Annotated in this window: 13 protein-coding genes; 7 read left to right on the top strand and 6 right to left on the bottom strand. The window is 71.0% G+C overall.

From position 1 onward, the window contains the following. The first annotated feature begins 19 nt into the window (after positions 1-19). The 6 genes from B9W62_RS17310 (at position 20) to B9W62_RS17285 (ending at position 7064) form a co-directional block, all read left to right on the top strand. Positions 20-1147, top strand: coding sequence for a zinc-dependent metalloprotease (locus tag B9W62_RS17310; RefSeq protein ID WP_087808000.1), 1128 nt, complete (start codon positions 20-22; stop codon positions 1145-1147). Positions 1148-1339: 192 nt separating this feature from the next. Then, positions 1340-2398 carry a tRNA lysidine(34) synthetase TilS gene (gene tilS, locus B9W62_RS17305; protein WP_087807999.1) on the top strand — a complete coding sequence of 353 codons (1059 nt, stop codon included), beginning with the start codon at positions 1340-1342 and terminating at the stop codon, positions 2396-2398. 73 nt (positions 2399-2471) lie between these two features. Next, complete coding sequence (gene hpt, locus B9W62_RS17300; protein ID WP_007452004.1) at positions 2472-3032, top strand: hypoxanthine phosphoribosyltransferase; 561 nt, start codon at positions 2472-2474, stop codon at positions 3030-3032. Between the two features lie 195 nt (positions 3033-3227). Beyond that, positions 3228-5267: an ATP-dependent zinc metalloprotease FtsH gene (gene ftsH, locus B9W62_RS17295; RefSeq protein WP_087807998.1), complete on the top strand. Its 2040-nt coding sequence runs from the start codon at positions 3228-3230 to the stop codon at positions 5265-5267. Positions 5268-5400: 133 nt separating this feature from the next. After that, complete coding sequence (gene folE, locus B9W62_RS17290) at positions 5401-6006, top strand: GTP cyclohydrolase I FolE (protein ID WP_087807997.1); 606 nt, start codon at positions 5401-5403, stop codon at positions 6004-6006. A 68-nt stretch (positions 6007-6074) separates the two neighbouring features. Further along, positions 6075-7064, top strand: coding sequence for a hypothetical protein (locus B9W62_RS17285; RefSeq protein ID WP_256976459.1), 990 nt, complete (start codon positions 6075-6077; stop codon positions 7062-7064). A 10-nt stretch (positions 7065-7074) separates the two neighbouring features. Here the strand turns inward: B9W62_RS17285 and B9W62_RS17280 are convergent, their stop codons facing one another. The 6 genes from B9W62_RS17280 to B9W62_RS17255 all read right to left on the bottom strand — a co-directional run bounded on the left by B9W62_RS17280 (position 7075) and on the right by B9W62_RS17255 (position 12236). After that, positions 7075-7563, bottom strand: coding sequence for a DUF3180 domain-containing protein (locus B9W62_RS17280; protein ID WP_087807996.1), 489 nt, complete (start codon positions 7561-7563; stop codon positions 7075-7077). Positions 7564-7633: 70 nt separating this feature from the next. Then, positions 7634-8245: a 2-amino-4-hydroxy-6-hydroxymethyldihydropteridine diphosphokinase gene (folK, locus tag B9W62_RS17275; RefSeq protein ID WP_087807995.1), complete on the bottom strand. Its 612-nt coding sequence runs from the start codon at positions 8243-8245 to the stop codon at positions 7634-7636. Continuing rightward, positions 8242-8601 (bottom strand): dihydroneopterin aldolase, encoded by a 360-nt coding sequence (gene folB, locus B9W62_RS17270; RefSeq protein ID WP_052836365.1) that lies wholly within the window; start codon positions 8599-8601, stop codon positions 8242-8244. Before folB ends, folK begins: the two co-directional genes overlap by 4 nt. A gap of 269 nt (positions 8602-8870) precedes the next feature. After that, positions 8871-9374, bottom strand: a complete 504-nt coding sequence (locus tag B9W62_RS17265; RefSeq protein WP_087807994.1) for a nuclear transport factor 2 family protein — start codon at positions 9372-9374, stop codon at positions 8871-8873. After that, positions 9371-10234 (bottom strand): dihydropteroate synthase, encoded by an 864-nt coding sequence (folP, locus tag B9W62_RS17260; RefSeq protein WP_087811951.1) that lies wholly within the window; start codon positions 10232-10234, stop codon positions 9371-9373. The genes B9W62_RS17265 and folP overlap by 4 nt, the downstream gene beginning before the upstream one ends. A 205-nt stretch (positions 10235-10439) precedes the next feature. Then, a complete protein-coding gene (locus B9W62_RS17255; protein WP_087807993.1) occupies positions 10440-12236 on the bottom strand; it encodes a phosphatidylglycerol lysyltransferase domain-containing protein in 1797 nt (598 codons plus the stop codon). Positions 12237-12426: 190 nt separating this feature from the next. Between B9W62_RS17255 and B9W62_RS17250 the strand changes: the two genes are divergently transcribed. Continuing rightward, positions 12427-13560: an alpha/beta hydrolase gene (locus B9W62_RS17250; protein ID WP_087807992.1), complete on the top strand. Its 1134-nt coding sequence runs from the start codon at positions 12427-12429 to the stop codon at positions 13558-13560. Positions 13561-13610: the final 50 nt, after the last annotated feature.

The following is a 13610-nucleotide window of genomic DNA, read 5'->3' as shown; positions in this document are numbered from 1 at the left end:
GCTCCCGTACCGTTGACGCATGACGAGCATCGGCGCTAATTCCGGCATGGTCGACTGGAACCTCGCGGTGGCGACCGCGACCCGGCTCGTACGGCCGGGCCCCGAGGTGAGCCGCGACGAGGCCAGGGCCGTCGTCGCCGAGCTCCGCCGCCATGCCAAGTCCTCGGAGGAGCACGTCCGCGGCTTCACCCGGATGGGCACCGAGGAGACCCACGACACCCCCGTCCTGGTGGTCGACCGGCCCGGCTGGGTCCGGGCCAACGTCGCCGGGTTCCGGGAGCTGCTCAAACCCCTGCTGGAGAAGATGCAGGAGCGGCGCGGCGGCGGCGCGGGCAACGCGGTCCTCGGCGCCGTCGGCGGCAAGGTCACCGGCGTGGAGCTGGGCATGCTGCTGTCGTTCCTGTCCTCCCGCGTCCTCGGCCAGTACGAGACCTTCGCCCCCGCCACCCGCGAACTGCCCGCCGGCGCGAACGGCGGCGGCCGGCTGCTCCTGGTCGCGCCGAACATCGTGCACGTCGAGCGCGAACTCGACGTGGAACCCCACGACTTCCGCCTGTGGGTGACCCTGCACGAGGAGACGCACCGCACGCAGTTCACCGCCGTGCCCTGGCTGCGCGACCACCTCGAGGGCGAAATCCAGTCGTTCCTGGCCGAGACCGACGTGGACCCCATGACCGTCCTCGAACGGGTCCGCGAGGCCGCCCAGACGCTGGCCGGGGGCCGTCCCGAGGCGGAGGAGGACGACGGCGGCCGCTCGCTCGTGGAGCTGGTGCAGACCCCCGCCCAACGGGAGGTTCTCGGCCGCCTCACCGCCGTCATGTCCCTCCTGGAGGGGCACGCCGACTTCGTGATGGACGGCGTCGGACCGGCGGTCGTGCCGAGCGTCGGCGAGATCCGCGAGAAGTTCCAGCAGCGCCGCGCCAAGGGCGCCTCCCGCCTCGACATGGCGCTGCGCAAGCTGCTCGGCCTGGACGCCAAGCTCCGCCAGTACCGGGACGGCGAACGGTTCGTACGGGCCGTCGTCGAGGAGTGCGGCATGGACGGCTTCAACCGCGTCTGGACCTCGCCCAACACGCTCCCCACCAAGTCGGAGATCGCCAAACCGGCGGACTGGATCGCGCGGGTGCACCGCAAGCCGGAGGCGTGAGCCGCGCGGGCGGGGCGTGAAACGATTCCGGCCGACGGCAGGCGAACGACCCTCCAATCACCCGTCCGAGGGACCGTGAGGCTTCGGCAGGCGTGCGATGCTCGGGGAACGGCCCGTTTCTGTCACCATCTACACACTCTGCGTGACCGAACCTCGGGCTCACCCCCGACAACTTCATGAAGGGCACCGGACATGGGTCCCCATCCTGCGGTCGCGGCGATACGCCTGGCGGTCCGCCGCGTCCTCCACGACATCCTCACCGAACTGAACACTCCGGCCGGCGTCCCCGCCGCGACGGCCGTCGAGCCTACGCGCGAACGCCCGCCCGGGCTTCCGGCGGCACCACTCGTGCTCGTGGCCTGCTCCGGCGGTGCCGACTCCATGGCGCTCGCCTCCGCCCTCGCCTTCGAGGCCCCCCGGCTCGGCGTCCGCGCCGGCGGGGTCACCGTCGACCACGGCCTGCAGAGCGGCTCCGACCTGCGCGCCGAGGAAGTCGTCCTGCGCCTGCGCGAGTTGGGCCTCGACCCCGTGGAGGCCACCGCCGTGACCGTCGGCCGCGAGGGCGGCCCGGAAGCCGCCGCCCGCGACGCCCGCTACGCCGCGCTGGACGCCGCCGCCGCCCGCCACGGCGCCGCCGCCGTCCTGCTCGGCCACACCCGCGACGACCAGGCCGAGACCGTCCTGCTGGGCCTCGCCCGCGGCTCCGGCATCCGCTCCCTGTCGGGCATGGCCGCGGTCTCGGGGGCCGGCGGCCGTTACCGGCGCCCCTTCCTCCAGGTCGACCGCCAGACCGCCCGCAAGGCCTGCATGGTCCAGTCCCTGCCCGTCTGGGACGACCCCCACAACGCCGACCCCGCCTACACCCGCTCCCGGCTGCGCCACGAGGGCCTGCCCGCCCTGGAGAAGGCGCTCGGCAAGGGCGTCGTCGAGGCGCTCGCCCGTACGGCCCAGCTCTCCCGGGACGACGCCGACGCCCTCGACACCTGGGCCCGCCAGGCCGAGGCCGGCGTCCGCGACGCCACCGGCGGACTCGCGTGCGCCAAGCTGTACGCCCTGCCGCCCGCCGTACGCCGCCGGATCCTGCGCCGCGCCGCCCTGGAGGCCGGTGCGCCCGGCGGTGCCCTGTTCGCCCGCCACATCGAGGAAGTCGACCGGCTGATCACCGGCTGGCGCGGTCAGGGGGCCATCAACCTCCCGGGCAAAGTCGTCGCCCGGCGGCAGGGTGGCAGACTGGTGATTCGGCAAGGCTGAATCCGGACCCTCCCACCGATCCGCACACGGATCGCGGGGCGCTCCGGAATGGCCGGTGGGACGACCGAAAGTGATGCGGGTGGACGCGAACGACATGGGTGCCGACCTCGAGAAGGTACTCATCACCAAGGAAGAGATCGACGCGAAGCTGGCCGAGCTGGCCGCGAAGATCGACGCGGAGTACGCGGGCAAGGACCTGCTCATCGTCGGCGTCCTCAAGGGCGCCGTGATGGTCATGGCCGACCTGGCGCGCACGCTGTCCACCCCCGTCACGATGGACTGGATGGCGGTGTCCTCGTACGGCGCGGGCACCCAGTCCTCCGGCGTGGTGCGGATCCTCAAGGACCTCGACACCGACATCAAGGGCCGTCACGTCCTGATCGTCGAGGACATCATCGACTCCGGCCTGACCCTGTCCTGGCTGATCTCCAACCTCGGCTCGCGCGAGCCCGCCTCCCTCAAGGTGTGCACGCTGCTGCGCAAGCCCGACGCCGCGAAGGTCGCCATCGACGTGGAGTGGGTCGGCTTCGACATCCCCAACGAGTTCGTCGTCGGCTACGGCCTCGACTACGCCGAGAAGTACCGCAACCTCCCGTTCGTCGGTACGCTCGCGCCCCACGTGTACGGCGGCTGACGCGCCCCTGTAACGGACTTCACGGCGTTTCGGCGGGTCACCGGGAACCCCTCGGGCCCTCGCGCCGTTGGAGCATGCAGACGGGACGTCGGCCCGCCCGTGCGGCTGACGGCCGCCACGCTGGGGTACCGTCAGAAGAACTGTCTTATCAAACTCACTATGGCAGGAGGGACGGGGCGACACCGCTCCGTGTGGATGGACGTGAAGCGATACTTCCGTGGGCCAATCATGTGGATCGTGCTGGCCGTCCTTGCCGTGGTCGTGTTGATGCAGGTCGTGGGCTCGTCCGGTGGCTACAAGACGGTGGACACGGGCCAGGTCGTCCAGGCGATCAACGACAACCGGGTCGAGTCGGCCAAGCTGACCACCGGTGACGAGCAGACCATCAAGGTCCAGCTCAAGGACGGCGAAAAGGTCGAGGGCAGCTCGAAGATCCAGGCGAGCTACATCGGCGACCAGGGCGTGACCCTCGCCAACACACTTCAGAACAAGTACCAGGACAAGCAGATCTCCGACGGCTACACCGTGTCGCCGTCGAAGCAGAACCCGTTCGTCGGGATTCTGCTCTCCCTGCTCCCGTTCGTCCTCATCGTGGTCGTCTTCCTGTTCCTGATGAATCAGATGCAGGGCGGCGGCTCCCGGGTCATGAACTTCGGCAAGTCGAAGGCGAAGCTCATCACCAAGGACACCCCGAAGACGACGTTCTCCGACGTCGCGGGGTCGGACGAGGCCGTCGAGGAACTCCACGAGATCAAGGAGTTCCTCCAGGAGCCGGCCAAGTTCCAGGCCGTCGGCGCCAAGATCCCCAAGGGCGTGCTGCTGTACGGCCCGCCCGGCACCGGCAAGACCCTGCTCGCGCGTGCCGTCGCGGGCGAGGCCGGCGTGCCGTTCTACTCGATCTCCGGTTCCGACTTCGTCGAGATGTTCGTCGGTGTCGGTGCCTCCCGAGTGCGCGACCTGTTCGAGCAGGCCAAGGCGAACGCCCCGGCCATCGTCTTCGTCGACGAGATCGACGCGGTCGGCCGCCACCGCGGCGCCGGCCTCGGCGGCGGTCACGACGAGCGCGAGCAGACCCTGAACCAGCTGCTCGTCGAGATGGACGGCTTCGACGTCAAGGGCGGCGTGATCCTCATCGCCGCGACGAACCGGCCCGACATCCTCGACCCGGCGCTGCTGCGCCCCGGCCGCTTCGACCGGCAGATCGCGGTCGACCGCCCCGACATGCAGGGCCGTCTGGAGATCCTCAAGGTCCACCAGAAGGGCAAGCCGGTCGCCCCCGACGTCGACCTGTCGGCCGTCGCCCGCCGTACGCCCGGCATGACCGGTGCCGATCTGGCCAACGTGCTGAACGAGGCCGCCCTGCTGACGGCCCGCAGCGACCAGAAGCTGATCGACAACCACATGCTGGACGAGGCGATCGACCGCGTGGTCGCGGGCCCGCAGAAGCGGACCCGGATCATGTCGGACAAGGAGAAGAAGATCACCGCGTACCACGAGGGCGGCCACGCCCTGGTCGCGGCGGCCTCACCGAACTCCGACCCGGTCCACAAGATCACGATCCTGTCCAGAGGCCGGGCCCTCGGCTACACGATGGTGCTCCCGGACGAGGACAAGTACTCGACCACGCGCAACGAGATGCTCGACCAGCTCGCCTACATGCTGGGCGGCCGCGCGGCCGAGGAACTGGTCTTCCACGACCCGACGACCGGCGCGGCCAACGACATCGAGAAGGCCACCGGTCTGGCCCGGGCGATGGTCACGCAGTACGGCATGACCGAGCGCCTCGGCGCCATCAAGTTCGGCGGCGACAACAGCGAGCCGTTCCTCGGACGTGAGATGGCCCACCAGCGCGACTACTCGGAAGAGGTCGCCGCGCTGGTCGACGAGGAGGTCAAGAAGCTCATCGAGACGGCGCACAACGAGGCCTGGGAGATCCTGGTCGAGAACCGCGACGTCCTCGACAACCTCGTCCTCGCGCTGCTGGAGAAGGAGACGCTGGGCAAGGAGGAGATCGCCGAGGTCTTCTCCCAGATCGTCAAGCGTCCGGCCCGTCCCGCGTGGACCGGCTCCTCCCGCCGCACGCCCTCGACGCGTCCGCCGGTGCTCTCCCCGAAGGAGCTCGCACTGACGAACGGGGCGAACGGCGCGACGGCGGCGATCTCCACCGCCAAGAGCACCACGGTGGAGCCCGCTCCGGCACCGGAGCGAGCACCGGAGGACCGCCCGGAGAGCTGACCCCCCGGCCGCCCCGGACCGCTCCGGCGGCCCGACCAGGCCCGGAATGTATGCCGCACCCCCCAGGTTCTAGCCTTGGGGGGTGCGGCATTTTCGTATGCCGTCGCAGGACGGATCAGGAACGAGGCATCACATGACCGACCCCGTGACGCTGGACGGCGAGGGCCAGATCGGCGAGTTCGACGAGAAGCGTGCCGAGAACGCCGTACGCGAACTGCTGATCGCGGTCGGCGAGGACCCGGACCGCGAGGGCCTGAGGGAGACGCCGGCACGCGTGGCGCGGGCGTATCGAGAGCTCCTGGCGGGGCACGCTCAGGAGCCTGAGGATGTACTGACGACGACGTTCGACATCGGCCACGACGAGATGGTGCTGGTGAAGGACATCGAAATCGTCAGTTTGTGTGAGCATCACATGTTGCCCTTCCATGGTGTGGCCCACATCGGCTACATCCCGGCTGCGAGTGGCAAGATCACCGGTCTCTCGAAGCTCGCACGGCTGGTGGAAGTCTTCGCACGCCGCCTACAGGTGCAGGAACGTCTCACTACGCAGGTCGCGGACTCGCTGATGCGGATTCTCGAGGCCCGGGGCGTGATCGTCGTCATCGAGGCCGAGCACATGTGCATGTCCGTACGAGGGGTTCGCAAGCCCGGCGCCAAGACCACGACGTCGGCGGTGCGCGGTCAGCTTCGGGACGCTACGACGCGTGCCGAGGCGATGAGCCTGATAGTGGCGCGCTGACCCGATTGTCGGTGGTGCCCGATACCGTCCTTGGTCAGTGATCCGGTCACTGACCAAGGGGGATCGCAGTGGGACACGGGCTGCCCAGCAAGCAGACGGTGAGCGCGGTCGAGGGGCGCCTGCGGGCGAGGGACGTGCGAGTTGGTTGCCGTCTGTGGATGCTGGACGGGCAGCGCACGGTTCCGACCACGGTGACGGCCGTCGCCACCTTCCGGGCTCGCGAGGTCGTGGACGTCGTGACCGACAACGTCAGCTTCACCGTGGGGCCCGACCAGTTGCTGGGTACCCCCGACGGCTGGGTCCACGCGAGGGACGCCGCCGGGACCGTGCTCGCCTGGACGCACGCGCGGAAGCTGCGTCGTACGCGCTTGACCATCAGGCCGGGCTACGAGTTCGGCTACCTGGTCGGAGGCAACTGCGCGGACGGGACTGTCGGCAAGAACTACGTGTCCCTGGTGGTCAACGACGAGGCGTTCGCCGAGCGCTACGCGGCCTGTCTGACGGTCGCCACCGGGCTGCCCGCCCGTTTGGAGGCAGTGACGCGACCGTCCGGTTATCTCCAGCGGGACGTCCCCGGCTTTCGCGTGCGTGTGGTGTCGTCGTACCTCGCCGACGTGATGAGGCAGTACGTCGGTGGTGACGCGCACCATATGCGGCAGCGCTTTCCCCGGGTCGTCCTCCGGGACAGGGAAACATTCGAAGGGTTCCTGGACGGCTACGCGGAGGGCGACGGATGGCGGGCCAAGGGCTGGTCGGGCCGCCTGCTCGTCAGCGCGAACGTCCCGTTTCTCTCGGACCTGGCACAGGTGGTGGGCGCGCGGTTCACTCCACGGACCGATGGACTCGCCTCCCAGCTGGCCGTCGTCGACAGCTGGCCCGCACGAGGCACGTTCCGGCCTGAGCAGCACCCGCTGCAACTCCGGGAGTCCTGCTGGACTCAGGTCCACGAGGTGCGGCCGCGGACCACCGGGAACAAGCCCTTCACCCTCTACAGCTACCGACTCGACCCTCATCCCGGATTCCTGGTCAACGGACACCTGGTCCGCCAGCCCTGGTGAGCCGGGCGGGTTACGCCGCTGTTGCCGCGCCCGGGTGGTCGTCGTCCTCGTCTTCCGGGAGTCTGCAGACGCGTTCCATGAAGAGGGCGGCCGCTATCACGGCGATGCCCGCGACGACCGAGGCGCCCGCGTAGATGGCCTGGTCGCGGCGGGCCGGGATGTCGAGGTACTCCAGCAGGAAGACGCCCGTGCCGCCGTACATGCCGGCGACGAGGGCGGCCACCAGGGCGCTCGCCTGGCCGAAGACCACGGCGCGGGCCGCCATCATCGGGTCGACGCCCTTGGCGCCGGGGACGCGGTCCCGCTGGGCCTTGAGGCGGGCGCGGATCGAGAGCGCCGTGGCCAGCAGGATCACCGCGATCAGGGCGAGGACGACGGGGGCGGCCAGGGGGACGCTCGGGAGGGTCCCCACCGAGTTCCACAGGCGGGCGCCGGCCCAGGACAGCACTCCAGCGACGACGAACACGCCGGCCAGCACCCTGATGCGCAACTCTTTCACGGTGTCCCGGTGTCCCTTCGGCTTCCCGGCGCGGTCGTCCTGACCTCGTCGTCCTCGTCGACCTTAACGACTACTCGGGCAGCCGGAGTTCCAGGTCGGCGCGGGGGGCCACGCCGTCGCGGGTGACGGCGGCCAGGAGGTCGGCCACCGTGCCCTGTCCGGGCAGGGCGGCGTCGGGGTCCACGTCGAGCCAGGGGGCCAGCACGAAGGCGCGTTCGTGGGCGCGCGGGTGGGGGAGCGTGAGGTGCGGGTCGTCGGAGACGACCTCGGCGTAGGCGACGATGTCGACGTCCAGGGTGCGCGGGCCCCAGCGCTCGTCGCGGACCCGGTGGAAGGCCTCCTCGACCGCGTGCGCCCGCTCCAGGAGGGAGGACGGGGGCAGGGTCGTCTTCACGATCACGACCGCGTTGAAGTAGGAGGGCTGGCTGTCGGGGGCGACGCCCCACGGCTCGGTCTCGTAGACCGGCGAGACCCCTTTGACGCGTACGCCCGGGGTGTCCTCCAGGGCGTCGATCGCGCCCTGGAGGGTCTCCAGGCGGTTGCCGAGGTTGGCGCCGAGGGCGATCACCGCGCGCTTGGGGTTGGACAGGGTGGTGTCCGCGGCGTCGACCTGCTCGATGACGGAGGCCGGCACGGGCTGTACGGTCGGGTCGCTCGGACCCTTGGCGAAGGGGGCGCTCATACACGGCTCCGGATGATGGTGACGGTCACGTCGTCGAACGGGACGGTGATCGGCGCGTCCGGCTTGTGGACGCAGACCTCGACCTCCTGGACCCCTTCGTGCTTCAGACAGACCTGGGCGATGCGTTCGGCGAGGGTCTCGACGAGGTTGACCGGCTCGCCCTCGACGACGGCCACGACCTCCTCGGCCACGATGCCGTAGTGCACGGTCTTCGCCAGGTCGTCGTCGGCCGCGGCCGGGCGGGTGTCCAGGCCAAGGACGATGTCCACGAGGAAGGTCTGGCCGTCCTCGCGCTCCTTGGGGAACACACCGTGGTGCCCACGGGCCTTCAGGCCGCGCAGCGCGACACGATCCACGCGAATCACTCCTGCAGTCGTCGGTCTCGGCCGGTCGTGCCACGTGCGGGTGGTACGGCGGCCCCAGTCGAATCTACCCGCGTGCACCGACAGCGCCGGAACACGGGGTGGGGGGCGAGGTGGAGTACGGGGTGGAGGACGGGGTGCGGCGGGGTGCGGCGCCGGTGGGTTTCACCGGGCGTTTTCCCCGGCGGTCCCGGTGGATCACGGGTTGGTAGGCGTGCATACCCGCCGGGTGGTGATTCCAACCACTTCCCCGCCTCGCCCGGTCAGGGCGGGGTGTCCTCGCCGTCCTCGTCCTCCGTTTCCGCCAGTACGGGGGAGGCGTGGTGCGACCAGATTTTCCAGCCGGCGGGAGTGCGGCGGAAGGTGTTGGTGGCGACCACGAGCTGGCCGACGAGCGGGCCCAGCTCCTCGCCGCCGTCGGGGGCGGGGCCGCCGCTGAGGATGTTCTCCGTGCAGGTGACCAGGGCGGTGTCGCCGGTGACGGAGACATGCACGTCGGTGAGGAAGAACTGGATGTAGTCCGTGTTCGCCATGATCAGGGCGTACGAGCGGAGGACCTCGCCGCGGCCGGTGAGCACCGGCCAGCCCGGGTGCACGCAGGAGACCACGCCGGCGTCGGCCGGGTCGTGGTACGACTCGTCGACGCCCAGGTCGGACGGGGTCAGCCAGAACTCGGAGACCTTCTCGAAATCGCCCTCCTCCAGTGCCTCGTAGAAGGCGGTGTTCGCGGCCTCGACCTGTTCGACGTCGAGGTGCGGGGCGTTCACCGGGCTCCTTCGACGGCGCGGGCGACCCGGACGGCGTCGGCCGTGGCGCGGACCTCGTGGACGCGGACCGCCCACGCGCCGGCGTGCGCCGCGAGGGCGGAGACCGCGGCGGTGGCCGCGTCGCGCTCGCGCGCGGGGGGCGGGGCGGCTTCCGGGCCCGCCAGGACCCGGCCGAGGAAGCGTTTGCGGGAGGCGGCGACGAGGAGGGGGTGGCCGAGGGCGAGCAGGCGGTCGAGGTGGGCGAGGAGGACGAGGTCGTGCTCGGCGTCCTTGGAGAAGCCGAGGCCGGGGTCGACGATCACGCGGTCGGGGGCGATGCCGCCGTCGAGGACGGCGTCCACGCGTGCGTGGAGTTCGTCGACGACCTCGGTGACGACGTCGGTGTAGGTGCCCTTGACGTTGCCGTCCTTCAGGAGGCCGCGCCAGTGCATGACGACGAAGGGGGCGCCCGCGTCGGCGACGACCGGAATCATCCGGGGGTCGGCGAGGCCGCCGCTGACGTCGTTGACCAGCGCGGCGCCGGCGGCGAGGGCCTGCTCGGCGACCGATGCGCGCATGGTGTCGACGGAGACCGTCACGCCCTCGGAGGCGAGGCCGCGCACGACCGGGACCACGCGCCTGAGTTCCTCGTCCTCGTCGACGCGGGTGGCGCCGGGGCGGGTGGACTCGCCGCCGACGTCCACCAGGTCGGCGCCCTCGGCGACCAGGTCGAGGCCGTGCTTGATGGCGGCCGTGGTGTCGAAGAAGCGGCCGCCGTCGGAGAAGGAGTCGGGGGTGACGTTGACGACTCCCATGACCGCGCAGCGGTCCCATGCGGTCAGTCCCGCCAGGTGGCGTCGGCGGCCGGTCTGCTTGCTCATGTGTTCAGCGTAGGCGGTGGGCTGCGGCGGCTGCGCGGGGTGCCTCCGGCGGTTGAGCGGGGTGGTGGGGGTGCGCAGTGCCTGCGGCACCCGGCAGCGCCGGGCCATGCGTCCCACCCCGCGCCCACACCCACGCCGGGCCATGCGACCCATCCCTGCCCCCACAGCCACGCCGGGTGCCGGGGGCACGTCGGGCCACTGGGCGTCACGCCGCTCGTGCCGGCGTCTGGTGGGTGCAGGGGCGGCGGGTGGGCGTTCGGCGTCGCAGGGCTCGTGGTAGCGACACCGTGACGAAACCCTCCGCCTGCATCGCGGCGAAGCCGATGCGCGGGAGGTCGGCGGAGCGGCGGTAGACGACGAAGCGCGGCTCCCACCGGGGCCGGAACTTCGCGTTGAACTTGTACAGGGACTCGATCTGGAACCAGCGGGAGAGGAAGACCAGCAGGCCGCGCCAGGCGCGGAGGACGGGGCCCGCGCCGATCTTCTCGCCCCGGGCGAGCGCCGCGCGGAACATCGCGAAGTTCAGGGACACGCGGGCGATGTCCAGCTTCGGGGCGGCCTGGAGCGCGGCCACGATCAGGAGTTCGTTCATGCCGGGGTCGGCCGCGCGGTCGCGGCGCATGAGGTCGAGGGACACGCCGTCCGTGCCCCACGGCACGAAGTGCAGGATCGCCTTGAGGTCGCCGTATTCGCCGGGGTCGGCGTCCTGCTTGTGGGCCGTCGCTATCAGGCAGTCGCCGTCGGCCGGGTCGCCGACGCGGCCCAGGGCCATGGAGAAGCCGCGCTCGGTGTCCGTGCCGCGCCACGCGTCGGCGGCGCGCCGCACCCGGTCCAGTTCGGCGTCGGACAGGTCAGCCACGCGCCGTACCCGGGTCTCGTAACCGGCGCGCTCGATGCGCTTGACCATCTGGCGCACGTTGCGCATCGCGCGGCCGGCGAGGGAGAAATCCGCCACGTCCACCACCGCCTCGTCGCCCAGTTCGAGGGCGTCGAGGCCCGTTTCGCGGGTCCAGACCTCGCCGCCGGTCTCGGAGCAGCCCATGACGGCCGGGGTCCAGGAGTGGGCGCGGGCCTCGTCCATGAAGCGTTCGATGGCGCCCGGCCAGGCCTCGACGTCGCCGATCGGGTCGCCGCTGGCCAGCATCACGCCGGAGACGACGCGGTAGGTGACGGCGGCCTTGCCGCTGGGGGAGAAGACGACGGCCTTGTCGCGGCGCAGCGCGAAGTGGCCGAGGGAGTCGCGGCCGCCGTGCCGGGCGAGGAGGGCGCGCAGGCGGGTCTCGTCGTCCTCGGTGAGGCGGGCCGCCGGGTGCTCGGGGCGGAAGGCCAGGTAGATCGTGGTGATGGCGGTCAGGAGGCCGAGGGCGCCCAGGGAGAAGGCGACCGTCCAGGAGGTGTTGCCCCGGTAGCCGACCGGGCCCTCGACGCCGAACAGCCCGTACAGGACCTGGGTGAGGCGGTCGGCCAGGCTCGGGTCGCCGAGCATGCGGTGCGGGTGGGCGTTGACGACGAGCAGGCCGAGCAGGACGGAACCCGCGCTCATGAGGACGAAGTTGGCGACTGCCCGCCAGCGGCTGCGGGGGTCGGGGAGCGCCGCGAACTGGTCGCGGTGGCGCAGGAGGGGGGCGAGCAGGGCCAGGGAGATCAGTACGCCGAGGAGGGAGTGGCGGTAGGTGAACTGCGCGACGGCGCCGAGGGGGAGGAGGGCCACCGCCGCCCGCCAGGCCCGGCGCTTGCGGCGCTTGAGGCCGTGGGCGAGCAGGAGGAGCAGGACGCCGGCGCTGAGCGAGAGGGCCGCGGCGAAGGGGCCGAAGGCGCCGGGGAGGACTTCGGCGAGGGCGTGCATGCGGCTGTGCCGGAAGCGCGGGAAGACTCCGGCCGCGATGTCCAGCAGGCCCACGAGCACGCAGGCCCGGCCGACGAGGAGGGGGACGCGCTCCGGGCGGGGGCCGCGCAGGGCGCGGTGTATGCGGGTGGGCTTCGTCGGAACCCCGCCCGACATTTCCTCATCTGTCCTGACAGACATCGCACCTGTTGTTCTGCGAGAGACCGTGGATCCGGGCCCGTTTCGGGCATCCGGCGACATTGCGCCCTCTAGGACGGTGTCTCGGAGGGAGAGGTTCACTCCCCTGATCGGAAAGCCCGGACGAACGGACGAACGGGCGCACGGAAGGCGCGGGCGGTAGCAAGGCATGGGTTTGACGAGCGACAAGGTGCTCGCGCTGGCCGTGGTGGCCGGCGTGCTGCTGTTCGCCGGGACGGTGTGGCTGTGGCCGCGGCTGGCGCGGCGGAGCGTGCGGGCCGTTCTGGGCAGGGTCGGGCTGCTGTTCGCCACCCAGGTGGCGGTCTTCGCGGCGGTGGGGCTGGTCGCCAACCAGTCCTTCGGGTTCTACGGCAGTTGGGCCGACCTGTTCGGGCGGGAGGACGGGCAGGGGGTCGTCGTCGACCACTCGGCCGACGCGGGCAGTGGGCCGCTGCGGGTCGTCGGTGACCGGCGGGTGACGCCCGCGGGCGGGGCGCGGCCGGACGTCTCGGGGCGGGTCGAGGAGATACGGGTGGTCGGGCGTACGTCGCGGATCGCGTCACCGGCGTATGTCTATCTGCCGCCGGAGTACTTTCAGGCGCGGCACCGCGGCCGTACGTTTCCCGCCGCCGTCGTCCTGACCGGTTATCCGGGCACCGCCGAGGCGTTGGTCGACAAACTCCATTACCCGCGTACGGCGCTGGAGTTGGCGAAGGCCGGTCGGATGCGGCCGATGATCCTGGTGATGCTGCGGCCCACGGTGGCGCCGCCGCGCGACACGGAGTGCGTGGACGTACCGGGCGGACCGCAGACGGAGACGTTCTTCGCCAAGGACCTGCCGCAGGCGGTGAGCGCGCACTACCGGGTGGCCGAGGGGCCGCGGAGCTGGGGCGTCGTCGGCAACTCGACCGGCGGCTACTGCGCCCTGAAACTCGCCGCGCACCATCCGGAGGTGTACGCCGCCGGGGCCGGGCTGTCGCCGTACTACGACGCGCCGAACGATCCCACCACGGGTGATCTCTTCCAGGGGGACGAGGGGCTCGAGAAGCGGGCCAGCCTGTGGTGGTATCTCAAGAACACCCCGGCGCCCGACACTTCACTGCTCGTCACCAGCAGCAGGACCGGCGAGACGAACTACAAGGACACGCTGAAGTTCATTGATCTGGTGAAGGGCAAGAGGCCGACCCGGATCTCGTCGATCATCCTGGAAAGCGGCGGGCACAACTTCAATACCTGGCGGCGGGAGATTCCCGCGACGCTGCGGTGGCTGGATGAGCGGCTGGGCGGGGGACGGGACTCTTGAATGATCTTGAAATCCGGGGGTAATTCGTCCGTCGTCGGGGGTGTGGATTC

Source organism: Streptomyces sp. CS113 (genome assembly GCF_002188365.1).
Lineage (GTDB): Bacteria > Actinomycetota > Actinomycetes > Streptomycetales > Streptomycetaceae > Streptomyces > Streptomyces tendae.
The sequence above is the reverse complement of the archived record's forward strand: the minus strand, read 5'-3'. Positions and strand labels throughout refer to the sequence as shown.